Below are 24476 nucleotides of genomic sequence, written 5' to 3'. Positions count from 1 at the left end.
AAAGGATGGACATTATGGCGACAACAAAGCAAACGGGCGCGGAGCGCCGCCGTGGCAAAAGAACCTTCAATCAACACTACGCCAGACTCACAGCTGAGCAGGTTAATAAGGTATACAGCCTGACCAAACTGGGTTACCAGCTGGACTTTGTGCGTACCGACTGTCCGCCCCCGCAATTAGCGGTGTTGCACCGTAATAATGAGTTGGTCACGGTTGACCGTCACGGCGACTGTGACTTTTCTCCTGAGCTGCCCTTGCGCCATCAGCCCTAGACTTTTACCATGTCGGCAAAGGTAACGGGAGCGGGCTTATGGTAATCAATGAACAAGGGGTTTACGCCCAAGCGCAGCAGCATCCATGCACACATTTCGATGCGCGTCCGCAGGGGGAGGTCTCGCTACTGGTGATCCATTGTATTTCCCTGCCCGAAGGGCACTATGGCACCCCTTATATTGATGCTCTGTTTGCCGGTAACCTCGATTGTGACGCCCATCCAAGCTTTAGTTCATTGCAAGGAGTGCGGGTATCAGCCCACTGTCTAATTGACCGTCAGGGGCAGGTGCGCCAATACGTACCTTTTAGTGAGCGAGCCTGGCATGCCGGGGTTTCACAGTTTGCCGGGCGCGAGCGTTGTAACGACTTCAGCATAGGTATTGAGCTCGAAGGCACCGACCAAAGTGACTACACCCAGGCCCAATATGAGAGTCTGGCGAAGCTGACCCAGGCACTTATGCAACGCTACCCGCAGATCACGCGCGAGCGCATTGTCGGACACAGCGACATCGCCCCGGGTCGTAAAACCGATCCGGGCGAAGCGTTTGATTGGACATACTTTTTTGACCTTACATTTACCAGTAATTGCGATAGACTAAAGGAAATATAAGTTAACTTATTGCCGCTATGACTCTGATCGCTATCATTTTTGCGCTTATCGCCGAACGCCTCGGCGCGCGCTCAAAAAACTGGCAAATTGCCACCTATGCCCATTGGTATCAAGGGCAAAGTATTAGCCTGCTAAAACGCTTTAGCGGCTTAGGTAAAGAAGCCGGTATGATCTTGTGGTTATTGATCCCCAGTGCCCTGGTTTTTGCCCTCGCTAAATTAAGTGATTTTGTCCTTTGGCAACTGCTGGTTAATACCATTGTGGTACTCACCTGTTTCGGTTGTGCCACCCTGCGTGGCTATTACAAGGGATATTTAAATGCCCTGACCCGGGACGATGCCGAAGCGGCCACCTTATATGCCTTGCAAATGGGGCAAAAACGCACCGAAAACGAAGAAGATGGTGAAACCTTTGCGCAAACCTTGGCTTGGGTGAACTTTCGCTTTTACTGTACGGTTATTTTTTGGTTTGTATTTTTGGGGGCTGCGGGCGCCTTGTTCTATGCCCTGGTGCGCAGCTTCTATGATTTCAGTGAACAAACCGAGCATGAACTGGCGCCCTGGCATCAGGCCTTGGGCAAAATTCTCTATTGGCTTGAATGGCCGGTAGCTAGGGTGGCCAGCTTAGGTTACTTGGTGATAGGTAACTTTTCCAAGGGCACCCAGTGCTGGCTGCGCCATGTGCTCGATTTCTCGGTGTCGAATCGTCAGGTGATCACCGAAACCGCCCTGGCCGCAGAACAGATAGAGATTGAGCACTATGGCTGCACCATAGAAGCCCAGTGTATGATGCGTTTGGTGAAACGTAACGTACTCTTCTTCCTGGCATTAATCGCGATACTTACCTTGTTTGGTGGTTTGGCCTAGGAGCAAATGTCGGCTTAGGTTGCTCACCTCGGGGTCTGCAATCTAAGCCACAGCGGTTTTTATTTATACTCCCCCCTTACACTCAAGGCCTAGGTCTATTACAATAGCGGCCATTCTTTTAAGACCTGCATTTGGGCAACTTTTCAAGGCGGTAGTCTGTAGTTATGGCAATTAAGCTGGCAATTAATGGCTTTGGCCGCATCGGTCGCAATATTTTACGAGCTTTATACGAGAGCGGACGCCGCAGCGAATTTGAAATTGTTGCGATCAATGAGTTAGCTAAGCCAGAAGGCATTGCTCATTTACTCAAATACGACACGGCCCATGGGCGTTTTGCCTTTCCCGTGGAGCTCGGCGAGCAGGCCTTGATCGTCGATGGTGACAGCATAGCTTTATATTGCGAAGAAGACGCCAGTGCCTTGCCTTGGCAGCAGCACGAGGTGGATATCGTGCTTGAGTGCACCGGGGTCTATCACTCCCGTCTTGACGCACAAAAGCATTTGCATGCTGGTGCCAAAAAGGTGTTATTTTCTCAACCCGCCGATGCCGATGTCGACGCCACCATAGTGTATGGCATTAACGATCACGAATTAAACGCCGAGCAGACCATAGTTTCCAACGGTTCTTGCACCACCAACTGTATTGTGCCAGTGATTCAGGTGCTTGATGATGCGTTCGGTATCGAGTCCGGAGCCATTACTACTATTCATGCCTCAATGCATGATCAGCAGGTAATCGATGCCTACCATGATGATTTACGCCGCACCCGTGCCGCAAGTCAGTCTATAATTCCGGTGGATACTAAATTAGCGCGTGGCATCGAACGCATTTTACCTAAATTTCATGGCCGCTTTGAGGCTATTGCGGTGCGCGTGCCGACCATAAATGTAACCGCAATGGATTTGAGTGTGACCGTCAACAGCGATGTCTCGCTCAGTGATGTCAATCAAGCCATTGCCAAGGCGGTACACGGGCGCTTAGCAGGCATTTTAGACTATACCGAAGAACCTCTGGTGTCGGTCGATTTTAACCATGATGCACATTCTTGCATCATCGACGGTACACAGACACGGGTTAGTCATAAACGTTTGATAAAACTATTAGTATGGTGTGACAACGAGTGGGGGTTCGCTCATCGAATGCTCGATACCTCGGCTGCGTGGATGCAAAAATAAGCATCTAACTTTGTATAAAACGTATAACTAAGGAGATGAGAATGTCGGTCATTAAGATGGCGGATTTGGATTTAGCAGGCAAACGCGTATTGATCCGTGAAGATCTAAACGTGCCTATTAAAGATGGTAAGGTAAGTTCTGACGCGCGCTTGCGTGCTGCCTTGCCGACCATTCAATTGGCGTTAGACAAAGGCGCTAAGGTGATGATCATGTCGCACCTGGGCCGTCCTACCGAAGGCCAATATGATGATGCATTCTCTCTGGCTCCGGTTGTTGATTACCTGAACGACAAGCTGGCGCAAAATGTACGTTTAGCGAAAGATTATCTAAACGGCGTAGAAGTTGCTGACAACGAAGTTGTGGTATTCGAAAACGTGCGTTTCAACAAGGGTGAAAAAGCCAACGACGAAGCGCTGGCGAAGCAATTAGCCGCTTTATGTGACGTGTACGTAATGGACGCATTCGGCACCGCACACCGCGCTCAGGCTTCAACCCACGGTGTGGGTATGCATGCTCCTGTAGCCTGTGCCGGCCCTTTGCTTGCTGCGGAACTAGACGCGCTAGGTAAGGCCCTTGATAACCCACGACGTCCTTTGGTTGCCATCGTTGGTGGCTCTAAGGTATCAACCAAGCTGACCGTGCTTGACTCGCTATCGAACGTGGTTGACCAATTGGTTACCGGTGGCGGTATTGCCAATACCTTTATCGCAGCGGCCGGTCACCCAGTGGGTAAATCATTGTATGAGCAGGACTTGATTGGTGAAGCGCAAAAGCTTACCGAGAAAGCCCGTGCTAACGGCGGTGATATTCCGGTTCCTGTTGATGTGGTGGTTGGTAACGAGTTCTCGGAATCGGCAGTAGCACAGCTTAAAGACGTGCAGGAAGTGACCGATGAAGACATGATCTTCGATATCGGCCCGGACACGGCTAAAGAGCTTGGCGATATCATTGCCAAAGCCGGTACCATCGTCTGGAATGGCCCGGTTGGCGTATTCGAGTTTGATCAATTCGGTAATGGTACGCAGAGCATTGCCAAAGCGATTGCCGAGTCGGATGCATTCTCAATTGCCGGTGGTGGTGACACCCTAGCAGCCATTGATAAATATCATGTGGCTGATAAGATCTCATACATCTCTACCGGTGGTGGTGCCTTCTTGGAGTTCCTAGAAGGGAAAAAACTACCTGCGGTTGCTATGCTAGAAGAGCGAGCAAAACAATAAGATACTCTAAGGCCGGCCTCTCACTATAGCCGGCCTTGTGTTTGGAGCCTAGGGCTCCGCTTGGTAAAACCCTTGGTAAAACCAAGCATCATCCCGTTCAAAAAACCCGATAGTCTGGTGCTATCAAAAATTGGAGATAAGCGAAATGGCTTTGATCAGTATGCGTCAACTTCTCGACCATGCGGCGGAATTTGGTTACGGCGTACCTGCCTTCAATGTAAATAACCAAGAGCAAATGCGTGCCATCATGGAAGCGGCCGACAAAACAAACAGCCCGGTTATTGTGCAAGGTTCAGCCGGCGCACGTAAATACGCGGGTGCCCCTTTTATTCGCCATATGATTTTGGCGGCAATCGAAGAGTGGCCACACATCCCGGTAGTAATGCACCAAGACCACGGTACTTCACCGGCGGTATGTCAGCGTTCTATCCAGCTTGGCTTCTCATCGGTAATGATGGATGGCTCATTGCTTGACGATGGTAAAACGCCTTCATCTTATGAATACAATGTAGACGTAACTCGTCGCACCGTAGAAATGGCCCACGCTTGTGGTGTATCTGTTGAGGGTGAGCTAGGTGTTCTAGGTTCACTGGAAACCGGTGAAGCGGGTGAAGAAGACGGTATTGGCGCGGTAGGTAAACTAAGCCACGACCAACTGCTAACCGACCCGGAAGAAGCGGCAGACTTCGTTGCTAAAACCGGTGTTGATGCGCTGGCAATCGCCTGTGGTACTTCGCACGGTGCCTACAAGTTTACTCGTCCACCAACGGGCGATATTCTTGCGATTGACCGCATCAAAGAAATCCACAGCCGTATTCCTGATACGCACCTGGTAATGCACGGTTCGTCATCGGTTCCACAGGAGTGGTTAGCGGTGATCAACGAGTTTGGCGGTGAGATCCCTGAAACTTACGGTGTGCCGGTAGAGCAGATCGTTGAAGGTATCAAGCACGGTGTTCGTAAGGTGAACATTGACACCGATCTACGTTTAGCTTCAACCGGTGCGGTTCGTCGTCATCTGGCGCAAAACCCATCGAACTTTGATCCGCGTAAGTTCCTTGCCGAAGCAACGAAAGCCATGACTGAGATCTGTGTGGCGCGTTATGAGGCATTCGGTACGGCCGGTCAGGCGAGCAAGATCAAGCCTATCTCGCTAGATGACATGCACATGCGCTATCTAAGCGGTGAGCTAAATCCTAAAGTTAAGTAATTTTAGTGACTTAGTCCGATAAAAAAGCCTCGTGTTAAACGGGGCTTTTTTGGATCAAGGTTTTATCAAGGAAGGATCCTTGGGATCAGGTTTTTATCAACCCGAGCTTGTTTTCGGATCAATATAATACCCATTGCCGCGCTCAGGCTTGATGCGCTGATTAAGAAGTAAACAATTATCAGCATCTTATCCAAGGGCTAGCAGTGAGCACTAGGTATAAAACTGATCCCAGGCGGGATCAATTAGTAAAATATTGATCCCTCATACCTTGCTTAGTACAAATCTGATCCTGGCAACAATACTTAGTAAAACGCTGATCCCTGCGGATCAAAAGGATTTTTGCGAGATCATCATTAAGGGTGTAGTCTTTCATAAAACTGTCACAAAAAGTCATAATAATGACATCAGTCCAATGAAACTGATTAGAGATAAATGGAATGTCACGTAAAGTTCTTGTTGTTGATGATGAGGCACCAATCCGCGAAATGCTGGTGTTTGTATTAGAACAGAATGGTTTTCAGGCTATCGAAGCTGAAGATTACGACTCTGCGATAGCGGCCATGGTTGAGCCTTACCCTGATATGGTGCTACTTGATTGGATGCTTCCTGGTGGCAGTGGTATTCAAATTGCCAAAAAGTTTAAGCAAAGTGAGCACACTCGTCAGATCCCCATCATCATGCTGACCGCCCGTGGCGAGGAAGAAGACAAGGTGCGTGGTCTCGAAGTGGGTGCCGATGATTATGTGACTAAGCCGTTTTCTCCGAAAGAACTGATGGCGCGTATTAAAGCCGTTATCCGCCGTGTCGCTCCAACGTCATTGGAAGAGGCCATTGAGGTACATGGCTTACGCCTGGATCCTATTTCACACCGTGTCACCTCGCAGGGCAGCGAATTGGATATGGGACCAACCGAGTTCCGTTTATTGCACTTCTTTATGACTCACCCAGAGCGTGTATACAGTCGCGAGCAACTGCTTGATCATGTTTGGGGGACGAACGTATATGTGGAAGACAGAACGGTGGATGTGCATATTCGTCGTTTACGTAAAGCGATCTCACCCATGGGCCATGATCGTCTGGTACAGACAGTGCGTGGCGCTGGGTACCGTTTTTCTAGTAAGGTTTAGCCTGTCATCAATTACTTTTCACGGATGAGTAGGTTTATGCTCGGCTAGCCGGGCATAGAGCAGAGATATTGTATGTATCGAGTAGTTAATAAACGAACCTTAACCAAGCGTTTGTTTATGTATTTCTTACCATTGGTGCTGATAGGCGTGCTTGTAGGCGCGCCTTTTTTGCTTCTTTTCCTCGGCGCCTTTACCTTGTTGTTATGGCATTATCGTCAACTTTATCGTCTTAGCGATTGGTTAATAAACCAGCGCAGTTTTAACCCGCCCGAAGGAGAGGGGGCCTGGGAGCAAGTCTTCGAGGGGATATACCACCTGCAACAGCGCAACCGCAAGAAGCGCAACGAACTGGCCGATTTAATTCGTCGTTTTCGAGAAGGCGCCGAGGCGGTGCCCGATGCGGTCATCGTGCTACAGCGTGATTTTAGTATCGTCTGGTGTAACCAATTGGCATTAAGATTATTAGGACTGCAATGGCCTACAGATCATGGCCAGCGCATCGACAACCTGATCCGCCATCCTAAATTTAGCCGTTATATGGCCGGGGGGGAGTATGAAGAAGCCCTCGAGCTCGATATAGCCCACAATGGCGAACAGGTATTGGAATTTCGGGTGATGCCTTATGCTCAGTCGCAGATCATGATGGTGGTGCGTGATATTACCCGTTTAAAACAGCTTGAGCAGATGCGTAAAGACTTTGTCGCCAATGTGTCTCATGAACTGCGCACACCGCTGACCGTGGTAACCGGCTACCTGGAAATGATGGATGGTGACAATATGCCGCCGCCGTCGATGTGGAATAAGGCCCATGGCACCATGATCGAACAGTGTCAGCGCATGGACTCGCTCGTCAATCAGTTGTTGTCGTTATCGCGCATCGAAGGGGCGCGTAAACACGACAACGATAAGCCAGTGCATGTACCACACATGTTGGAGTTAATTCACACCGAGGCACAGTCGCTCAATCAAGAGAAGGGCCATACCCTGGTCTTTGACGTTGAGTCGGATCTCGATATTCTCGGCGCCGCCGATGAATTACGCAGTGCCTTTTCTAATCTGGTTTTTAACGCCGTGCATTATACCCCCGAGGGCGGGAAGATCACCGTGCGCTGGCAGCGCAAGGATGGTTGTGCCCACTTTAGCGTCAGCGATAACGGTGAAGGCATAGCGCCCGAACACCTTAATCGTTTAACCGAGCGTTTTTATCGTGTTGATAAGGCCCGTAGCCGAAAAACAGGTGGTTCGGGGCTGGGTTTGGCCATTACCAAGCACGTGCTGTCACGTCATGATTCGCAGTTGCATATAGAGAGCACAGTGGGCGTAGGCTCGTGTTTTTGGTTTGCATTTGCACCGAGCTGGATAGTGACCAATAAGCCAAATTCAACACCTTCCGTAAAGTCATAAAAGTGTCATTTTCGAGTAATCTAACTGTCATTTTATCGCTGCACAATGGTCGCAGTTGAAACATGGGACACACAAATTGGAGAACCCAATGAAATTTAAAAACTTAGTTGCTGCAATGGGCGTTGCTGTTAGTGCCCTAACTGCAGGTCAGGCGATGGCCACAGATGAAGCTATCGCAGAGTATGAAAAAACAAGCGGCATCTCTGGTAACTTTTCATCAGTAGGTTCTGATACCTTAGCCAACATGATGACCTTCTGGGCCGAAGAATATAAGCGTATTTACCCTAACGTAAATATCCAGATCCAAGCGGCTGGTTCATCTACTGCGCCACCGGCATTGACCGAAGGTACGGCAAACTTTGGCCCTATGAGCCGCAAGATGAAGTCGAAAGAAATCGAAGCATTCGAAAAGCGTCACGGCTATAAGCCTACTGAAATCCGTGTAGCGATTGATGCCCTGGCTGTATTCGTACACAAAGACAACCCAATCGAAGGTCTTCGTATTGACCAGGTAGATGCTATTTTCTCATCTACTCGTAAATGCGGTGCGTCAGAGGAAGTGAATCGTTGGGGTGAAGTGGGTCTTGAAGGCGATTGGGCTGCTAAAGACATCCAGCTTTACGGTCGTAACTCGGTATCAGGTACTTACGGTTACTTCAAGAAGAAAGCACTTTGTAAAGGTGACTTCCGTAACAACGTAAACGAGCAACCTGGTTCGGCTTCTGTAGTACAGTCAATCTCGTCATCAGTAAACGCCATTGGTTACTCGGGCATCGGTTATAAAACATCGGGTGTTCGTACCGTACCTCTAGCGAAGAAAGGCGATAAGTTCGTAGATGCAACGTTAGAAAACGTTGCAACTGGTAAGTACCCACTATCACGTTTCCTATACGTTTACGTGAACAAGCACCCAAATAAACCGCTTGCGCCTATCGAAGCAGAGTTTATCAAGATGGTGCTGTCACAAACCGGTCAAAAGATTGTTGAGAAAGACGGCTATGTACCACTTTCTAACAAGATGGTTGAAAGCGAGCTTAAAAAGCTAGGTTTGATGTAATCCTTTGAATCTTGTTGATTAGATAGCAAAGCCCCTCACTGAGGGGCTTTTTTTATGCCTGTGTTTTAGGGTTTGGCTTACCAGCAGCTTTGATAGATAAGCTCTTTAATGATCTTTTGTGAAGGGGCAATGCGTTCCATGGCCAGATACTCATTGGGCTGGTGTGCCTGCTCGATGGAGCCCGGCCCCATCACTATGGTTTCGCATCCTAACTGTTGAATAAAGGGTGCCTCGGTGCAGTAATTAACGGCCACGGCCGCTTGCTGTGAGAGCTTTTCCGCCAATTTGACCAGGGCGCTGTCTTTGCTGCCGGCAAAGGCCGGGATCGGCTCGTGCATATCCCACACTTCCACAGAGCCCGGATAACGTGCGTTGATGTCCTTGGTGGCATCAAGCAACATGGCTTGCAGCTCGGCGATGCTCAGGCCGGGCAGCGGGCGCATATCGAGTTGCAGCTCACAACAGCCGCAAATACGATTGGCATTGTCGCCGCCATGGATATGACCCAGGTTCAGTGTCGGGTAGGGAATTGCAAAATCAGGAACTGAATATTTATTCTTTAGTTCCTCTTTTAATTTCAGCAGCTTTTGAATCACCAGATGCATTACTTCAATGGCATTAATACCGCGCTCCGGATCTGAGCTATGACCGCTTTTTCCTATGATGCGAATGGCCGAAGTCATATGCCCTTTGTGGGTAAACACGGGCACCATGTCGGTAGGCTCGCCAATAATACAGCGCTCGGGTTTTAGATCTGGATAGCGAGCCACTTCCTGAGCTCCGGCCATGGTGGTTTCTTCATCGGCGGTGGCCAGCAGTAATAATGGACGCTGTTGTTTACTGCTATCAAGCTCGGCAATGGCATTGAGCACAAAAGCAAAAAATCCTTTCATATCAATACTGCCCAAACCATATAGCTTGTTGTCTTCGGCCATGAGTGTAAAAGGGTCGCGCTGCCAGCGACCTTCGTCAAAGGGCACGGTATCCGTGTGCCCGGCGAGCATCAGGCCACCTGCACCGCTGCCGCGTTTGGCCAGTAAATTGTATTTGCCGGGGGCGCTTTGCAGCTCGATGACCTCACTGTGAAAACCCAAGGATTCGCACCAGGTTGCCAGCAACTCAATAACACCGCGGTTACTTTGACTTAGGGCCGGATCGAGCGAGCTGATCGAGGGAGCGGCAATAAGTTGCTGGTAGCGCGTAAGAAAATCTGGGTTCGACATATAAATTCCAAATATTTATTCATATCTATTGCATAATAATATAAATGTCTTTATAGTGAATATCAATTCACATTTTCAGCATAAATATTGGTTAGGTAAATGGTTCAATACCTCTTTAGCATAGCGTCACGACGATAGTTCGAGTACACACAAACTCCCTTGTGTGTACTCGCTTTTTTTCGTCGGGCATCTCGCCCGTTACTTACTTTCTGATTTTTGAGTGTAATTAATGAATATTGTAATTATTGGCGCGAGTGGCTACAGCGGTGCAGAGCTAGCCAAATTAGTCGCAACACATCCTCACTTTGAACTTGTCGGCTGTTATGTTTCTGCCGGCAGTGCGGATCTTAATAAACCCCTTAGTGTCTTGTATCCAGAGCACAAAGGCATAGTGGACCTGCCGTTGCAGGGCATGGACGAATCGGCCATTGCCACCATTGCGGCGCAGGCCGATGTGGTGTGCCTGTGTACGGATCACAAAGTCAGTGTAGATCTGGCTCCCCAGTTTCTTGCCAAGGGCCTGAAGGTTTTTGATCTATCCGGCGGCTTTCGCCTTGCCGATGCCGATTTATATGAAGAATTCTATGGTTTTACCCACCAACATCCCGAACTATTAGCGCAGGCCGTTTATGGTTTGGCGGAATGGCACAGCGAAGCGCTGAAAACCGCGCAGCTAGTGGCCGTGGCCGGTTGCTACCCGACCGCCAGTTTAAATGCTCTGAAGCCGTTGCAACAGGCCGGTTTGTTGGCCGCTGAGCAGCAGGTGATCATCAATGCGGTATCCGGGGTAACCGGTGCAGGGCGCAAGGCCAATATCGGCACCCATTTTTGCGAAGTCTCTTTGGCTCCTTACGGCTTGTTTAACCATCGTCATACTCCTGAAATCGAGCAGTATTTGCAGCATCCCGTACTGTTTACACCGCACCTGGGTAATTTTAAGCGCGGCATTTTGGCCACCATTTACGCCACCCTCAATGCCGATGTAACGCTGGATGATGTCAGCGGTGCCTATCAGGTACTGGCCGACGAGCCCCTAATTCGCCTATTGGGCGCCAATCAGGTGGCCTCCATTAAAGGCATTGAAAATCAACCCTATGTCGACATCGGTTGGCATGTTAAAGGGCAGCAGCTGATTGTCAGCGTCGCCATCGACAACCTACTTAAAGGCGCTTCGGGTCAAGCATTGCAGTGCATGAACCTGAATGCGGGTCTGGCCATTAACACCGGTTTGGTATGAGGAACACATGATGACTACTAAGAAAACTTGGGTAATCAAACTCGGTGGAGCGGTATTGAATAATCCCGCGGCGCTCGATGCGCTTTTTGTGGCTCTGGGCTCGCAGCAGGCTAATTTCGTGGTTGTCCATGGCGGCGGTGCCCTTGTGGATCGCTGGTTACATGACGCCGGTTTTGCCACCGCAAAACATCAGGGCTTACGCATTAGTCCGGCGGAGCAAATGCCTTATATCGTCGGTGCTCTGGCCGGGTGTGCCAATAAGCAACTATTGGGCGTGGCCCTAAAAAACAAACTGCAGCCGGTAGGCTTAAGCCTGTTTGAGGCGGGCATTAATGCCGAGCAAAAGCTTAAGGCTCTGGGTCAGGTCGGCGAATGTGTGCCCAGTGCAGACTCTATCTTACCAATGCTTATTGATGCTGGGCGTTTAGCCCTGGTGAGTTCCATCGGTTTTGATGAGCAAGGGAAATGGTACAACGTCAATGCCGATGAAGCGGCGGCGGCCATCGCCAAGTTACTTGGCGCCGAGCTTATTTTTATGACGGATGTAGAGGCGGTGCTGGACCAACAAGGCTGTGCCCTGCATCAGCTGAACAAAGCACAAATCGATGACTTGATTGCACAAGGAGTTATCTCGGGCGGGATGGAGGTCAAAGTAAAGACCAGCCTTCTTGCTGCCCAGCATTTACGACGGGGTGTGTACATCTCCAGCTGGCAAAAGCCAGAAAACCTTATTGCATTGCTCCAAGGGGAGCATGTTGGCACTCAGATCACTATGTAGATAACACCATGAAACAAGACTTTATTACCGGCCTAGAGCTGGATGAAAAAAAGATTTTAACGCTTTTATCCTTAGCACAAAAAATGAAGGCGCAGCCGCAGGATTATGCTCAGGCATTGGCCGGCAAGTCGGTTGTGACCTTATTTGAAAAGCAGAGTCTGCGCACGCGGCTGAGTTTTGATATCGGCATTAACAAGCTTGGCGGCCATGCGGTTTACCTTGACCAGCAAAACGGTGCCATGGGCTCACGTGAGTCGGTGAAAGACTTTGCCCTGAATATCAGCACCTGGGCCGATGCCATCGTTGCTCGGGTTAATCAGCACAAAACGCTGGAAGAGCTCAGTGAGTTTTCTTCCAAGCCAGTGGTGAATTCTCTATGTGACCTTTACCACCCCTGTCAGGCATTAGCCGACTTTTTAACGCTGCAGGAAGTGTATGGCGATGTGAGTCAACTTAAGCTGGCTTACCTAGGTGAAGGAAACAATGTTACCCATTCACTGATGCTGTTGGCGGCCACCTTGGGCACCGACTTTGTGGCCGTATGCCCCAAAGGCAGTAGCCCGGATGCGCAAATTGTGAAGCAGGCGGAGCAAATCGCCGCCAGCAAGGGCGCTTCTATCCTAGTCAGCGACCGAGTTGAAGCGGCGGTAGGAGCTAACGCCCTGTATGCCGATACCTGGGTTTCTATGGGCGATAACACGCCGCTTGAACAGGTAAAAGAAAAATATATGCCATATCAGCTTAACAAACAGCTGCTAGATATGACTGGCGCACAAACAGTTTTACATTGTCAGCCCGCTCATCGCGAGTTTGAAATTACCTCGGATGTGATGGACAGCGACTATTCTAAGATTATTCAACAGGCGGAAAACCGTATGCATGCACAAAACGCCCTGTTAGTTACATTATTAAACCCAAATTTTTAAGGACTTGAGATGAGCACTATTAAAAAAGTTGTATTGGCCTACTCGGGTGGTTTGGATACCTCGGCGATTGTGCCTTGGTTAAAAGAAAACTACGGCTGTGAAGTGGTGGCCTTTGTGGCCGATGTGGGCCAGGGCGCTGAAGAGCTGGCGGGCGTGGAAGAAAAAGCCATTGCCTCGGGCGCATCAGAATGTCACATCGTTGACCTTAAAGAAGAAATGGTTGCCGATTATATCTATCCGACGCTGAAAACCGGCTCTATTTATGAAGGCACCTATCTGCTTGGTACCTCGATGGCTCGTCCTATTATTGCCAAGGCCCAGGTTGAAGTAGCCCGTAAGGTTGGCGCCGATGCCTTGTCGCACGGTTGTACCGGTAAGGGTAATGATCAGGTGCGTTTCGAGTCCTGTTTTGCCGCTCTGGCGCCGGATCTTAAAGTGATCGCCCCTTGGCGTGAGTGGGATCTTTCCAGCCGTGAATCCCTGCTTGATTACCTGGCCGAGCGCAATATTCCCTGTGCCGCGTCGGCGACTAAGATCTACAGCCGTGACGCTAATGCCTGGCATATTTCCCATGAAGGCGGCGAGTTGGAAGACCCTTGGTGTCAGCCAAGCGATCAGGTGTGGACCTGGACAAATTCACCAGAGCAGGCACCAGATCAGCCGGAAATGGTCAGCATCAGCGTAGAAAAAGGTGAGATAGTTGCAGTAAATGGCGAGCAACTCAGCCCGTATCAGTGTCTGGTGAAACTGAATGAACTGGCGGCGCCTCACGGTGTTGGCCGTGTCGATATCGTCGAAAACCGTTTGGTAGGCATGAAGTCGCGCGGTTGTTATGAAACTCCGGGAGGCACGGTGATGATGGCGGCATTGCAGGCCATTGACGAATTGGTTCTGGATAAGGCCAGCCGCAAGTGGAAAGAAACCCTGGGCGGCGAGTTTGCGCATCTGGTCTATGACGGTCGTTGGTTTACGCCATTGAAAGACAGCATCCTGGCGGCGGCCGAAGCATTTGCCGAGTTTGCCAGTGGTGAAGTGGTGTTGAAAATGTATAAGGGTCAGGTTGTAGCTGTGCAGAAGAAATCTCCAAACAGCCTGTACAGCGAAGATTTCGCCACCTTTGGCGCCGATGATGTGTACGACCAATCACACGCCGAAGGCTTTATTCGCTTGTTCTCGTTATCAAGCAGAATATCGGCGTTGAAGAAGTAAGGTAGGAGAAGGCAATGGCACTTTGGGGCGGACGGTTTTCATCGGGTCCAGATGAAGCATTTAAACAGTTTAACGACTCTTTGCCGTTTGACTATGTGATGGCTGAGCAAGACATTATTGGCTCTGTGGCATGGGCGGGAGCGTTAAATCGCGTTGACGTGTTAACCGATGACGAACATCAGCGTTTGGTGGCGGCATTGTATGAGTTACTTGAAGAGGTTCAGGCAAACCCAGGCAGTGTTGCCCTCAGTGGCGAAGAAGATATTCACTCGCATGTTGAGGCGGCGCTGATAAATAAGGTAGGCGACCTGGGTAAGAAGTTGCACACCGGGCGCAGTCGAAACGATCAGGTGGCCACGGACTTCCGTCTGTGGTGTAAGCAAACCGCGAGCACCATTGCCGAGGCCCTTATTGCTACCAAGCAGTCGCTACTTGCCCTGGCAGAGCGGGAGTTTGGTACGGTTTTGCCTGGCTATACGCATTTGCAACGGGCTCAGCCAGTGCTCTTTAGTCACTGGTGTATGGCCTATGTGGAAATGCTAGAGCGTGATGCAGGTCGCCTACAAGATGCCGTTAAGCGCATGGATCAATGTCCTTTGGGCAGCGGTGCCCTGGCCGGGACCGCCTATGCCATTGACCGTGAGCTGCTGGCTCAGGACCTGGGCTTTGCTCAGGCAACCCGCAACAGCTTGGACGCGGTGTCGGACAGAGATTTTGTGGTTGAGCTATTAAGCACGGCGTCGATTTCCATGCTGCACCTGTCGCGTTTTGCCGAAGATCTGATCTTCTATAACTCCGGCGAAGCGGGTTTTGTTGAGCTGGCGGATAACGTCACGTCCGGTTCGTCCTTGATGCCGCAAAAGAAAAACCCAGATGCCCTGGAGCTGATCCGTGGTAAAACCGGACGGGTTTTTGGCGCCATGAGTGCCATGATGATGACGCTTAAGTCTTTGCCCTTGGCCTATAACAAGGATATGCAAGAGGATAAGGAAGGCTTGTTCGATGCGCTACCAACCTGGTTGGCTTGTCTGCATATGGCACAATCCTGCATCAAGGGTATTAAGGTTAACGGCGATAAAACCAGAGCGGCGGCGCAAGGCGGTCATGCCAATGCCACCGAGCTGGCCGACTACCTGGTTGCTAAAGGGATCCCTTTCCGTGAAGGACACCATATCGTCGGCCAATTGGTTCAGGTGGCCATCAGTGAAGGTAAAAGCCTGGAACAACTGACGCTGGAACAATTCCAGGCGGTAAGCAGTGTCATTGACGAGGATGTGTATCCGGTACTGGAGCTTGATGCCTGCCTACAGGCTCGTCAGGCTTTGGGCGGCACCTCGCAACAGCAGGTTGCGCATGCCATTAAGCATGCCAAACAACAGCACTGCATTACGGTACGCGATGCCAACTTACATGATGTTGAAGCCATCAGCGAGTTAATTCAGTATTGGGCCAAGGTCGGCGAGAATTTGCCGCGTGCTAAAAGTGATATGGTGCATTCGATAAATGAGTTTGCGGTCACCGAGGTAAATGGCAAGGTCACCGGCTGTGCATCCCTGTATATCTATGATACCGGTTTGGCGGAGATTCGCTCACTCGGGGTAAACCCAGAATGCGGTGTTAAAGGGCAGGGACGTATGCTGGTGGACCATTTGCTCATCAAAGCCAAAAAATTGGCGCTGAAAAGAGTGATCGTATTAACACGTGTACCCAATTTCTTTGCTAAACTTGGCTTTGAGCAAAGCAGTAAAGACAGCTTACCGGAAAAGGTGATGAAAGACTGTGAACTCTGCCTACGCAAGGAGAACTGTGACGAGGTTGCCATGGATTTCTACCTCCAACATGCTTCCGTAGGCGAGATACCTTGTAAGCTAATTGCTTAAAATTGAGAACGCGTTGCTAACTTTGGCACGCGTTCTGCATTAACTATATCAGTCGCTAAGATTTTTCTTTGTAGTGTGACAGCGGCACCAAGTGTGTTATTTTGACACTGGTGTTAATAAAAATTTAACTTAGTTTATAAAGGAGATTAACTATGCAAGTTAATGCCAACACACAAATTCAAGCACAAGCTTACACCAAGTTACAGCAGCAAACTCAACAACCTACAGTGCAAACTACTAGCACTCAGACGCTACAATCTGATACAGTAACTTTATCAAGTGATGCGGTAGCCGCAAGTGAAGCAGAATTGCAGCGCGGTGGTGGTGATATTCCTGTAGATAAGAAAGAGAATTAAGAGTGACAGCGAGATGAAGGATGGTAGATGAGAAAAGCCTAGCAATCTTTATGGGAGCCTTTGTAGTTTGGGGCTTCCTTATGGCGATGCTTTTCAACCTGATGCTTTTAGGGCTTAAAGCAAAAAAGGATCTCAGGCTTGTATGGGTCAGCATCGTCATGTTTATTTCATACTTCATCAGTGATTCTTTTCATGACTTTTTTCGAACAGCAGACGTTGTAATAACATGGTTTTACTATGATGTTGTGACTCTGATGCTTATCATTCCTGTTATATTCTTGAGTAAAAGCAAAGCGCCTCCAGGTGTCTTGTATGTAGTACTGGGCCTATCATTTAATTCTGCTTTGTTTTTACTTCTTCACTATGACCTTGTTGTAGTAGGGAACAAAGAACGTTGGTGGTTCTGGTCATTCTATTCAATAGGAATAAATGTATCTGACTTTTTAATGATAGTCGCTTTGATCGTCGATAGAGATATTCTTGGTTTAATTACCATTAAAAGCTATGTAAAAAGACAAGTTACGACTCAGAAGTCTTCATTCCTCAATAAATTCACCCAATCCTGTCAGGTACAACAGAGTTAGTAATCCTCCTGACTAGACTCAAAAGTAAGAAATACTTACTGTGGCTTTTTCATTAAAAGAAATCTTCTTACTTTTCAGCTTTGAAGATATAGCTCGGCTTTTCAATGTGTTCATCAATTGGGGCCTGATGATGGCGCTGCTATTCAATTTAGTGAGTTATTCCGCCCCGGAAAAACGCGACTCGTCTCCTTTGCGGTTATGTATGGTCTTGGTGTTATCTTATTTAAGCACCTATTACCTAGAGTGGAACCGCTACATGTATCTATACTGGTCCCTTGCCGATGCGGCCACCATATCACTTCTTTATTTGGTGCAATTAAGAAAAAAGAAAATAGCCGCACTCTACTATTGCATCGCTGGTCTCACCGTTAACTGCCTTCTTCACCTTTGGGTGTATTACGATCTCTATATTACAGGGACTGAAGAATATTGGTGGTTGTGGAGCCTCTATCCCCTGAGCGTCAATGTGATTGATGCCATTATTATCACTGCATTAATTATAAATAGGGACTTTTTAGGATTGTGCCGGGCTGCAAGGAGCTTTAGAGGGAAGTGGTTAGGATTCGCTCCGAATAGTTAGTAAAAAGCCGTGGAAATTGTACGCTTCCATTGACTAAAGTGAGATGCTTACTTCTTCGAGAATACCTGGGTTTCTAGCTGTACTGTTAATATAGTGTTATATTCTGAGTGTTTTTGAATTCCGTTTAATAACCCCTTCTCACTAGGTGAAAAAGTGCCAATAGCCTCGCAAGTCTTACCTACGGCAACGGAAAGTTGAGCCAATGCTACTGGACCCCAATATTCTAGTGCAATTTTATGAATCCGGTGAAATGGGTAAGCTGATCGCTGCCTTTATCAACTGGGGTTTTATGATGGCACTGCTTTTTAACCTGGTAAGCTACTCAGAGTCTGTAAAGCGCGCTAATTCCCCTTTGTGGATATGTGTCATCATTAACCTTTCCTACTTTAGCACGTCATTTATAGAAAGAAGTTCCTTTCAATATTTGCCCTGGGCTTTAGCTGATTTTGTTACCATTGGTGCGCTCTACTTAGTTCAAAAAAATCGTAATCGAATTATTGCCTTGTATTACTGTACGTTCGGCTTAGCCATAAATGGACTACTGCATCTCTCGCTCTATATCGATTTATATATCAGAGGCAACTATGAGCCTTGGTGGTTTTGGAGTCTATATTCGGTAGGCATTAATTTGAATGATGCTCTGATGATCATCGTGCTGGTTGTTAATAGAGACTTCTTAGGGCTTTGCCGGTTTGGGTGCTGGTTAAAAGCCTTTGTAGGGCGAGATAATAAATTAGATAAGGGTCTCTATTAAATGTTTTTTGCCGGCCCAGAGCTAGGGCAATTGTTAAGTACCTTCGTGAATTGGGGCTTTATGATGGCGCTGCTGTTTAATCTTTGAGCTACTCAGAGGTTAAGTATCGAGCGCGGTCGCCCTTATGGCTTTGCTTGACGATCAACCTGTCTTACTTCGCCACCTCTATTGTTGAGGTGGATTATTATAAATATCCCTTCTGGGCTAGCGCAGACTTATTGACCATAGTTGCCTTGTTTATCGTTCAAGGGAGGCGGGTAAAAATACCTGTGCTTTATTACTGTGCCGTGGGGTTGGTGCTTAATGCCATGCTGCACATAGTGATGCATTTAGATATAGTCATTCAGGGCAATAGGGAGCCTTGGTGGCTATGGAGTCTATATTCGATAGGCATCAATTTGAATGATGCCTTGATGATCATCGTGCTGGTGGTTAACCGGGACTTCCTTGGCCTGTGCCGCGCTGGCCGTTTATTAAAAACGGTATTCCAGCGCCATGCTCACGGCTGAGTGGGTATCCGAGTCAAGAGCATTGGACTCACGCCACAAATGCCCGGTGATATTGACTAAGGCGCCAAATATCCCCTGCTGATAGCCGATCTCAAGACGAGAAATATCGGTATCCATCTGCTCTTTTTCGATGCGACCAAGCTTAAGGTGTGCACCATAGCCGCCTATGCGATGATAGGTGGCCCCAAGCGTCAGAGCTTCGGCATCTGCGCCTATGGCCGGGCCTAGGTTCTGCTCTCTATGCTGGTAGCCTTGTGTGATACCCAGGTTGCCATAGTTACAGTTGTACTCGGGTAAGTGCGATACGCACTCGCTGCTGGTATCCGTGTACTCGATATAACCGCTGAGCAGCGCCTGCTCAGTACCATAGTGGGTTTGCGCACCCAAGGTAAAGGCGCCGTCTTCGGCGATTAGGGCGGATTCAATGTGGCCGGCATATTCGCCATAGATGGACACGGGCACCGTGCCGATAAGGGTCGAGTATTTAATATCCAGGCTGCTGAGCTTTTGCTCGTCGGCCAGTTCGTCTGCGTTTATCACCATACCGCTTAGTGAGTCGGGGTAGTGCAACCATTCGCTCTTGGTTTGGCTTAAGCCAAGTTCAAGGCCTTGAATGGGGGTCGCACTGAAGCGCCAGCCCCAGAAATCGCCGTCTTCGACTTTTTCTTCGCCAATTTTACTCACCTGGCTTTGCTGCTTGGCGGCAATGGCTGTGAAGTTCCAAGCACCGATAAAGGCAAGCCAGCTTGGGCCATAGTAGTTGGTATCGTGGCGAGTTAGGCGCACGCCGGTCATGGCCTGGGCATTGTTTGACAGCGCCAGAGCATTTTCCTGACCGGGTCCCCACCAGTGGTGAATTTTTTCGCCACTGAGCGACCAATTGCCTAACAGCGCGGCGACGTAACTGCCATCGTAATTAATATATTCGCCGTCATTGCTGTCGTCGCGGTAGCTTACGCTTACCTTGGCACTGGCGGTTTTGCCGGTCAGGCTGCCGCTTGTTTCTATGCCACTTTTGGCCTGGTTGCGTGGGCCAAAGCCTTGAATTGTGTGCGGTTCGGAATTGGTAAATACGCGTACGCGGGAGACCGTGCCTTGCTGCGCATATTTCAATGCATGTTGTACATGGTAGTAAGCAAACCGCGCCTGCGGCGTTAACTCCTGCACCGATACTGCCTGTAAATCACCGGCAATGCCTTTCCACATCAGCGGGTAGGTGTTCACGGGGCGGTTAATAACGCCTTGATTTACCAACATATCAATCGAGCTGCGTAGCAGTGCTGAGTCGGGATCAATCCAAGGGCTTGCGTGGGCCTGAGCGGCACACAAGGAGGCGCTAAGAGCTAGCGCACAACGAGACAGGGTCATTTTGATAGTTTTTCCTTTAATGCTGCGGCCACTTCGGGCGCAACAAATTCTGATACATTGCCGCCATGCAATGCGACTTCCTTGACTAGGGTTGAGGAAATAAAGGTATTTTCCTCCGCAGGGGTAAGAAACACGCTTTCCAAGTCGGGGTTCAACCTGCGATTCATATTGGCGAGCTGAAATTCGTATTCGAAATCAGACACGGCGCGAATGCCACGCACCAGCACATTCGCTTTTTGCGTCTTGGCCAAATCGGCCAGCAAACCGCTAAAGCCAATCACACTGACATTGTCCAAATGGGCAACGATTTTTTGTGCCAAGGCAACCCGTTCATCGAGGCTAAAGCAGGGTTTTTTGTTCGGGTTGTGGGCGATTGCCACTATCACACGATCAAACATTTTTGCCGCGCGCTCAATTAGATCCAGATGGCCATTGGTTAAGGGATCAAAGGTGCCAGGATATAGTGCGGTTACCTTCATTATCGTTCTCATTTTTCTAAGGTGCTGAGCGCATTTTAACAATCTTTGCCTTCGTTGCCAGCCCCAAATTGGCGACAATCAAGGAGTCATTGTTCAGCCAAGCCAAGATTGTTTATACTGCTAGCGATAAAAAGCTGGGTAGAAGTAAATATGAGTACTAAGGAACGCATTATTCAGGCGAGCATTGAATTGTTTAATCGCCACGGCGAACGCGCCATCACCACCAATCATATCGCCGCCCATTTGGGCATAAGCCCGGGTAACCTTTACTATCACTTTAAAAATAAAGAAGATATTTTGCGGCATATTTTTGTGCTCTATCGTCAGCACCTGGACACTCAGTTCAAGCCGCTGCAAGACGATGTTGAAGTGTTGAGTCAGTTAACCCATTATTTTGATGCCTTGTTCGAGCTGATGTGGAATTTCCACTTCTTCTACGACAACATGACCGACATTCTCGCCCGCGATGCGGAATTAAAGGCCGACTACATTCAATTCCAACAAAGACTGTTTGAGCAGGTAAAAGACATAGTCCTGGTGTTAAACAACAAGGGTATTATTGCCATTGCCGATGAAGATGCGGCGGAGCTCACCCATATGCTTAAGCTGACGGTGAGCTTTTGGACACCATACATCAAGGCCCGACGCCAAAGTGGCGAGCTTAATCGCGCTGATATCTATCAGGGGCTACTTAAGGTGATCACCCTGTTCTCCGCCTTCGCTACCGACGCCGGCCGCGAACAATTAGCGGCATTAAAGCAAACCTATCAGCTACGTCAGGAAAACCTCTAGTGGCTTAAAGCAGCGTAGTTGCAACATCTTCGCTATTATTTCCGTAAGCGCGCTGTTTTGTTATAATCGCGCGCTTTGAATCCATGGTCGCGGAAAATGGCATGTGTCTGTTAGCCGTCGGCCTTTATTGAGCCGCTACGAGTAAGTCATGATCAAGTTTATTGTTAAGTTGCACCCGGAGATTGCGATCAAGAGTAAGTCTGTTCGCAAGCGTTTTACCAAGGTTTTGGAAAACAACATCAAGATCATGATGCGTCGCATTGATGAGCAGGTAAAGGTACGCAACAACTGGGATAACCTCACGGTTGAATCGCTGAGCGCTGATGAGGCGGTGCGTGCCGAGATGGCGGACGCCCTGGGTCGCATTCCCGGTATCGTGCTGTTTAACGAGGTCACCGAAGTGGAATTTACCACTTTGGATGATATTTACCAGCAGGCTCAGCTGTTACTTGCCGATCAAATCGCCGGTAAAACCTTTTGTGTGCGATGTAAGCGTCAGGGTCAGCATGACTTTACCTCCACCGATGTGGAGCGTTATGTAGGTGGTGGCTTAAACCAGCACGTTGAAGGGGCGCGGGTAAAACTGAGTCGCCCGGAAGTAACGGTAAAGATTGAAATCAAGGACCAGCGCGCCTACATAGTAACTCACGCCCACAAAGGCATGGGCGGCTTCCCGTTGCCAACCCAAGAAGACGTGCTGTCGCTGATGTCAGGCGGTTTCGATTCAGGTGTGGCCAGCTATCAAATGATCCGCAAGGGTGCCCGCACTCATTTCTTGTTCTTTAATCTCGGCGGCGCCGCTCATGAAATCGGTGTTAAGCAAGCCAGCCATTATATCTGGTCGCGCTTTAGCTCCACTCACAAGGTGAAGTTTATCACCGTTGATTTCGAGCCCGTGGTAGCGGAAATTCTGGAAAATATCGAAGACTCGCAGATGGGCGTGGTGCTCAAACGCATGATGATGCGTGCCGGCAGTCAGGTGGCCGAAAAACTCGGTGTTCAAGCCCTGGTAACCGGAGAAAGCATAGGTCAGGTTTCAAGCCAAACCCTGGCTAACCTGAGTGTCATTGACCGGGTAACCGACACCCTGATCCTGCGTCCGCTTATTCAGCACGATAAGCAGGAGATCATCGATATCGCCCGTGCCATCGGTACCGCGGAAATGGCCGAGGCCATGCCCGAGTACTGTGGTGTGATCTCGCGCAAGCCTACGGTTAAAGCCAAGCTCGATGTGATTGAGAAACAAGAGCAAAACTTTGACTTCGAGGTACTTGATACGGTCGTGGCCAATGCCACCATCATGGATGTGCGTGACATAGAAACCCAGGCCAGGGAAGAAGTGAAAGAAGCAGAGTCGGTCTCGCAGTTGCCGTCGGGTGCGGTCGTGGTGGATATTCGTTCGCCGGAGGAAGAAGACGCCAATCCACTTGAGCTGGACGGCATCGAGGTCGTGCACCTGCCGTTTTTCCGCCTTGCCACCAAGTTTGGCGACCTGCCTCAGGATAAGGAATATTACCTTTACTGTGCCAAGGGCGTGATGAGCCAGTTGCAGGCGCTGATCCTGCATGAAAATGGCTTTAAAACCGTTAAGGTGTATCGCCCTTAATACGCTGATAATATAGCTGATTAACCGGCGCAGCCAAACCTAATTGCTGCGCCGTTTTATACACATAGCCGCACATGGCATCAATTTCCGTTTCCCTTCCCAGTAGCTTGTCTTGCAGCATAGAGCAGCGATTATCCGCGGTCTGCGCCATTACCCGGTACGCCATATTAAGCGCCTGCACCAAAGAGAAATCTAGGCCCTGAGCCCTGGCCACGCCTATGGCCTCTTGAACCAGCGCCATAATGTCGCTGGCATACTCGGGTGCACGCAGGGCGCCATTGCGCTGCTGTCGCCAGGTAGCCACCGGATTAATGGCTAGGTTGACCAGCAGCTTTTGCCAGCGGGCGCGGTGGATATTGTCGCTGCCCACCAGATTCGGTATTTGTTGTTGCCACAGCGGTAATTGCCTTGCCAGGCATTGCTGTGCCACCTTGTTGGCGGCCCCGAGCGTGCTTAGGCCCTGACTTACATGCACCACCTTATCCGCCGCCGGTTTATAGGCCGCTTGTTGTGTCAGCATAAAATACAGCGCCTGCTGCGGTCCCAACAGCTGGTTCAGCCCGTTTAAATCGCTCATGCCGTTATGGCTGATAATAATCTGGGCGTCTTTGTTAAGTGCCGGCAGCAGCGGCGTAAGCGCCTCAACAACCTGGTGGGCCTTGGTAAAAAGCCAGAGTTCGCCTATTTGTTGTGGCACCCGTTCTCCTGAGGGAAGGGGGCAAGACTGAACCTGCAAGGCTTCGCTGTGCGCCTGATAACTGTATTGATACTGTTGTGGGTGGTGGGGCCTGGTCAGTAGGGTGACCGGGCGGTGGTCACTAAAAAGTTTGGCAAAGGCCAGGCCAAGGGCGCCCGGACCTAAGATATAAACCGGCGTTAGCTGTTCTTTTTTTGCCATCGTGTTTGCCAAATATAGTGCAGAACAAAGTAGCTGGCGGCGCCACAAGCATCGGCGACAAAGTCGGCGACAGAAGCCTGACGGTGGGGCAGCATGCCTTGCATCCATTCGATGGCGGCGCCGTAAAGGCTAAGCAGAATAACCTGGACGATAAAGGGAATTTTAAAGGCTTTATCCATAATAAAAGCAAGGATAAAGAAAATACCAAAGTGGGCGACCTTATCTATGTGTGGAAACAGGTTTACCGCTGCGCCTTTAACTTCTTTGGCAAACAGCATAGTAAAAACAACTAGGCTAATTAAAAACAACCCCTTATAGACACGGCGCGTCACTATCACTACCTTAAAATCTGGTG

At 49.3% G+C, this 24476-nt stretch carries 26 protein-coding genes; 21 read left to right on the top strand and 5 right to left on the bottom strand.

Going from position 1 to position 24476, the window contains the following annotated elements; genetic code table 11:
• The first annotated feature begins 14 nt into the window (after positions 1 to 14).
• From C2M29_RS03395 to C2M29_RS03355, 9 genes are all read left to right on the top strand, one after another.
• Positions 15 to 272 (top strand): hypothetical protein, encoded by a 258-nt coding sequence (locus C2M29_RS03395; RefSeq protein WP_158684638.1) that lies wholly within the window; start codon positions 15 to 17, stop codon positions 270 to 272.
• A 38-nt stretch (positions 273 to 310) separates the two neighbouring features.
• Positions 311 to 883, top strand: a complete 573-nt coding sequence (ampD, locus tag C2M29_RS03390) for a 1,6-anhydro-N-acetylmuramyl-L-alanine amidase AmpD (protein WP_105188395.1) — start codon at positions 311 to 313, stop codon at positions 881 to 883.
• A gap of 17 nt (positions 884 to 900) precedes the next feature.
• On the top strand, positions 901 to 1749 hold the full coding sequence (gene ampE, locus C2M29_RS03385) for a beta-lactamase regulator AmpE (protein ID WP_105188394.1): 849 nt from the start codon (positions 901 to 903) through the stop codon (positions 1747 to 1749).
• A gap of 164 nt (positions 1750 to 1913) precedes the next feature.
• Positions 1914 to 2924, top strand: coding sequence for an erythrose-4-phosphate dehydrogenase (epd, locus tag C2M29_RS03380; protein ID WP_105188393.1), 1011 nt, complete (start codon positions 1914 to 1916; stop codon positions 2922 to 2924).
• Positions 2925 to 2965: 41 nt separating this feature from the next.
• Positions 2966 to 4144, top strand: coding sequence for a phosphoglycerate kinase (locus C2M29_RS03375; protein ID WP_105188392.1), 1179 nt, complete (start codon positions 2966 to 2968; stop codon positions 4142 to 4144).
• A 145-nt stretch (positions 4145 to 4289) separates the two neighbouring features.
• Positions 4290 to 5354, top strand: a complete 1065-nt coding sequence (gene fba, locus C2M29_RS03370) for a class II fructose-bisphosphate aldolase (RefSeq protein WP_105188391.1) — start codon at positions 4290 to 4292, stop codon at positions 5352 to 5354.
• A gap of 437 nt (positions 5355 to 5791) precedes the next feature.
• Entirely contained in the window at positions 5792 to 6481 is a 690-nt protein-coding gene (gene phoB / locus C2M29_RS03365; RefSeq protein ID WP_105188390.1) for a phosphate regulon transcriptional regulator PhoB, read from the top strand.
• A gap of 72 nt (positions 6482 to 6553) precedes the next feature.
• The gene (phoR, locus tag C2M29_RS03360; RefSeq protein WP_105188389.1) at positions 6554 to 7885 is read left to right on the top strand and encodes a phosphate regulon sensor histidine kinase PhoR; all 1332 of its coding nucleotides are present in this window, start codon (positions 6554 to 6556) and stop codon (positions 7883 to 7885) included.
• A gap of 88 nt (positions 7886 to 7973) precedes the next feature.
• Complete coding sequence (locus tag C2M29_RS03355; RefSeq protein ID WP_105188388.1) at positions 7974 to 8942, top strand: PstS family phosphate ABC transporter substrate-binding protein; 969 nt, start codon at positions 7974 to 7976, stop codon at positions 8940 to 8942.
• Between the two features lie 77 nt (positions 8943 to 9019).
• Here C2M29_RS03355 and argE read toward each other — a convergent pair whose 3' ends face one another.
• Positions 9020 to 10165: an acetylornithine deacetylase gene (gene argE / locus C2M29_RS03350; RefSeq protein ID WP_105188387.1), complete on the bottom strand. Its 1146-nt coding sequence runs from the start codon at positions 10163 to 10165 to the stop codon at positions 9020 to 9022.
• Positions 10166 to 10394: 229 nt separating this feature from the next.
• Here argE and argC point away from each other — a divergent pair, with 229 nt between their 5' ends.
• The 10 genes from argC (at position 10395) to C2M29_RS16550 (ending at position 18978) form a co-directional block, all read left to right on the top strand.
• Complete coding sequence (gene argC / locus C2M29_RS03345; RefSeq protein WP_105188386.1) at positions 10395 to 11402, top strand: N-acetyl-gamma-glutamyl-phosphate reductase; 1008 nt, start codon at positions 10395 to 10397, stop codon at positions 11400 to 11402.
• Between the two features lie 10 nt (positions 11403 to 11412).
• The gene (argB, locus tag C2M29_RS03340; protein ID WP_105188385.1) at positions 11413 to 12180 is read left to right on the top strand and encodes an acetylglutamate kinase; all 768 of its coding nucleotides are present in this window, start codon (positions 11413 to 11415) and stop codon (positions 12178 to 12180) included.
• An 8-nt stretch (positions 12181 to 12188) separates the two neighbouring features.
• Complete coding sequence (locus tag C2M29_RS03335) at positions 12189 to 13106, top strand: ornithine carbamoyltransferase (RefSeq protein WP_105188384.1); 918 nt, start codon at positions 12189 to 12191, stop codon at positions 13104 to 13106.
• Between the two features lie 9 nt (positions 13107 to 13115).
• On the top strand, positions 13116 to 14315 hold the full coding sequence (locus C2M29_RS03330; protein ID WP_105188383.1) for an argininosuccinate synthase: 1200 nt from the start codon (positions 13116 to 13118) through the stop codon (positions 14313 to 14315).
• Between the two features lie 14 nt (positions 14316 to 14329).
• The gene (argH, locus tag C2M29_RS03325; RefSeq protein WP_105188382.1) at positions 14330 to 16195 is read left to right on the top strand and encodes an argininosuccinate lyase; all 1866 of its coding nucleotides are present in this window, start codon (positions 14330 to 14332) and stop codon (positions 16193 to 16195) included.
• 152 nt (positions 16196 to 16347) lie between these two features.
• Positions 16348 to 16551 carry a hypothetical protein gene (locus C2M29_RS03320; protein WP_105188381.1) on the top strand — a complete coding sequence of 68 codons (204 nt, stop codon included), beginning with the start codon at positions 16348 to 16350 and terminating at the stop codon, positions 16549 to 16551.
• A 20-nt stretch (positions 16552 to 16571) separates the two neighbouring features.
• A complete protein-coding gene (locus C2M29_RS03315) occupies positions 16572 to 17135 on the top strand; it encodes a hypothetical protein (protein WP_105188380.1) in 564 nt (187 codons plus the stop codon).
• A gap of 40 nt (positions 17136 to 17175) precedes the next feature.
• Positions 17176 to 17715: a hypothetical protein gene (locus C2M29_RS03310; protein WP_105188379.1), complete on the top strand. Its 540-nt coding sequence runs from the start codon at positions 17176 to 17178 to the stop codon at positions 17713 to 17715.
• A gap of 250 nt (positions 17716 to 17965) precedes the next feature.
• Complete coding sequence (locus C2M29_RS03305) at positions 17966 to 18469, top strand: hypothetical protein (protein WP_158684637.1); 504 nt, start codon at positions 17966 to 17968, stop codon at positions 18467 to 18469.
• Positions 18470 to 18603: 134 nt separating this feature from the next.
• On the top strand, positions 18604 to 18978 hold the full coding sequence (locus C2M29_RS16550; RefSeq protein WP_158684636.1) for a hypothetical protein: 375 nt from the start codon (positions 18604 to 18606) through the stop codon (positions 18976 to 18978).
• Here the strand turns inward: C2M29_RS16550 and C2M29_RS03300 are convergent.
• Together C2M29_RS03300 and coaD are read right to left on the bottom strand one after the other, a co-directional pair.
• Entirely contained in the window at positions 18943 to 20346 is a 1404-nt protein-coding gene (locus C2M29_RS03300; RefSeq protein ID WP_105188377.1) for a capsule assembly Wzi family protein, read from the bottom strand. The genes C2M29_RS16550 and C2M29_RS03300 overlap by 36 nt on opposite strands.
• Positions 20343 to 20825: a pantetheine-phosphate adenylyltransferase gene (gene coaD, locus C2M29_RS03295; RefSeq protein WP_105188376.1), complete on the bottom strand. Its 483-nt coding sequence runs from the start codon at positions 20823 to 20825 to the stop codon at positions 20343 to 20345. Before coaD ends, C2M29_RS03300 begins: the two co-directional genes overlap by 4 nt.
• A 150-nt stretch (positions 20826 to 20975) precedes the next feature.
• Here coaD and C2M29_RS03290 point away from each other — a divergent pair, with 150 nt between their 5' ends.
• Both C2M29_RS03290 and thiI read left to right on the top strand, forming a co-directional pair.
• Complete coding sequence (locus C2M29_RS03290; RefSeq protein WP_105188625.1) at positions 20976 to 21617, top strand: TetR/AcrR family transcriptional regulator; 642 nt, start codon at positions 20976 to 20978, stop codon at positions 21615 to 21617.
• A gap of 148 nt (positions 21618 to 21765) precedes the next feature.
• Positions 21766 to 23223: a tRNA uracil 4-sulfurtransferase ThiI gene (gene thiI / locus C2M29_RS03285; RefSeq protein WP_105188375.1), complete on the top strand. Its 1458-nt coding sequence runs from the start codon at positions 21766 to 21768 to the stop codon at positions 23221 to 23223.
• Here the strand turns inward: thiI and C2M29_RS03280 are convergent.
• Positions 23204 to 24121: a ketopantoate reductase family protein gene (locus tag C2M29_RS03280; RefSeq protein WP_105188374.1), complete on the bottom strand. Its 918-nt coding sequence runs from the start codon at positions 24119 to 24121 to the stop codon at positions 23204 to 23206. The genes thiI and C2M29_RS03280 overlap by 20 nt on opposite strands.
• On the bottom strand, positions 24100 to 24453 hold the full coding sequence (locus C2M29_RS03275) for a VanZ family protein (protein WP_105188373.1): 354 nt from the start codon (positions 24451 to 24453) through the stop codon (positions 24100 to 24102). The genes C2M29_RS03280 and C2M29_RS03275 overlap by 22 nt, the downstream gene beginning before the upstream one ends.
• Between the last annotated feature and the right edge of the window lie 23 nt (positions 24454 to 24476).

This window comes from Pseudoalteromonas sp. T1lg48, from assembly GCF_002964785.1.
GTDB lineage: Bacteria > Pseudomonadota > Gammaproteobacteria > Enterobacterales > Alteromonadaceae > Pseudoalteromonas.
Note: the sequence above shows the minus strand (reverse complement) of the source record. Positions and strands in the feature narration are given on the sequence as shown.

Bases quoted from the DNA above. Each gene is read 5' to 3' on its own strand.
- C2M29_RS03395 (WP_158684638.1), top strand. From the start codon at position 15: ATGGCGACAACAAAGCAAACGGGCGCGGAGCGCCGCCGTGGCAAAAGA.
- ampD (WP_105188395.1), top strand. From the start codon at position 311: ATGGTAATCAATGAACAAGGGGTTTACGCCCAAGCGCAGCAGCATCCA.
- ampE (WP_105188394.1), top strand. From the start codon at position 901: ATGACTCTGATCGCTATCATTTTTGCGCTTATCGCCGAACGCCTCGGC.
- epd (WP_105188393.1), top strand. From the start codon at position 1,914: ATGGCAATTAAGCTGGCAATTAATGGCTTTGGCCGCATCGGTCGCAAT.
- C2M29_RS03375 (WP_105188392.1), top strand. From the start codon at position 2,966: ATGTCGGTCATTAAGATGGCGGATTTGGATTTAGCAGGCAAACGCGTA.
- fba (WP_105188391.1), top strand. From the start codon at position 4,290: ATGGCTTTGATCAGTATGCGTCAACTTCTCGACCATGCGGCGGAATTT.
- phoB (WP_105188390.1), top strand. From the start codon at position 5,792: ATGTCACGTAAAGTTCTTGTTGTTGATGATGAGGCACCAATCCGCGAA.
- phoR (WP_105188389.1), top strand. From the start codon at position 6,554: ATGTATCGAGTAGTTAATAAACGAACCTTAACCAAGCGTTTGTTTATG.
- C2M29_RS03355 (WP_105188388.1), top strand. From the start codon at position 7,974: ATGAAATTTAAAAACTTAGTTGCTGCAATGGGCGTTGCTGTTAGTGCC.
- argE (WP_105188387.1), bottom strand. From the start codon at position 10,165: ATGTCGAACCCAGATTTTCTTACGCGCTACCAGCAACTTATTGCCGCT.
- argC (WP_105188386.1), top strand. From the start codon at position 10,395: ATGAATATTGTAATTATTGGCGCGAGTGGCTACAGCGGTGCAGAGCTA.
- argB (WP_105188385.1), top strand. From the start codon at position 11,413: ATGACTACTAAGAAAACTTGGGTAATCAAACTCGGTGGAGCGGTATTG.
- C2M29_RS03335 (WP_105188384.1), top strand. From the start codon at position 12,189: ATGAAACAAGACTTTATTACCGGCCTAGAGCTGGATGAAAAAAAGATT.
- C2M29_RS03330 (WP_105188383.1), top strand. From the start codon at position 13,116: ATGAGCACTATTAAAAAAGTTGTATTGGCCTACTCGGGTGGTTTGGAT.
- argH (WP_105188382.1), top strand. From the start codon at position 14,330: ATGGCACTTTGGGGCGGACGGTTTTCATCGGGTCCAGATGAAGCATTT.
- C2M29_RS03320 (WP_105188381.1), top strand. From the start codon at position 16,348: ATGCAAGTTAATGCCAACACACAAATTCAAGCACAAGCTTACACCAAG.
- C2M29_RS03315 (WP_105188380.1), top strand. From the start codon at position 16,572: ATGGTAGATGAGAAAAGCCTAGCAATCTTTATGGGAGCCTTTGTAGTT.
- C2M29_RS03305 (WP_158684637.1), top strand. From the start codon at position 17,966: ATGGGTAAGCTGATCGCTGCCTTTATCAACTGGGGTTTTATGATGGCA.
- C2M29_RS03300 (WP_105188377.1), bottom strand. From the start codon at position 20,346: ATGACCCTGTCTCGTTGTGCGCTAGCTCTTAGCGCCTCCTTGTGTGCC.
- coaD (WP_105188376.1), bottom strand. From the start codon at position 20,825: ATGAAGGTAACCGCACTATATCCTGGCACCTTTGATCCCTTAACCAAT.
- C2M29_RS03290 (WP_105188625.1), top strand. From the start codon at position 20,976: ATGAGTACTAAGGAACGCATTATTCAGGCGAGCATTGAATTGTTTAAT.
- thiI (WP_105188375.1), top strand. From the start codon at position 21,766: ATGATCAAGTTTATTGTTAAGTTGCACCCGGAGATTGCGATCAAGAGT.
- C2M29_RS03280 (WP_105188374.1), bottom strand. From the start codon at position 24,121: ATGGCAAAAAAAGAACAGCTAACGCCGGTTTATATCTTAGGTCCGGGC.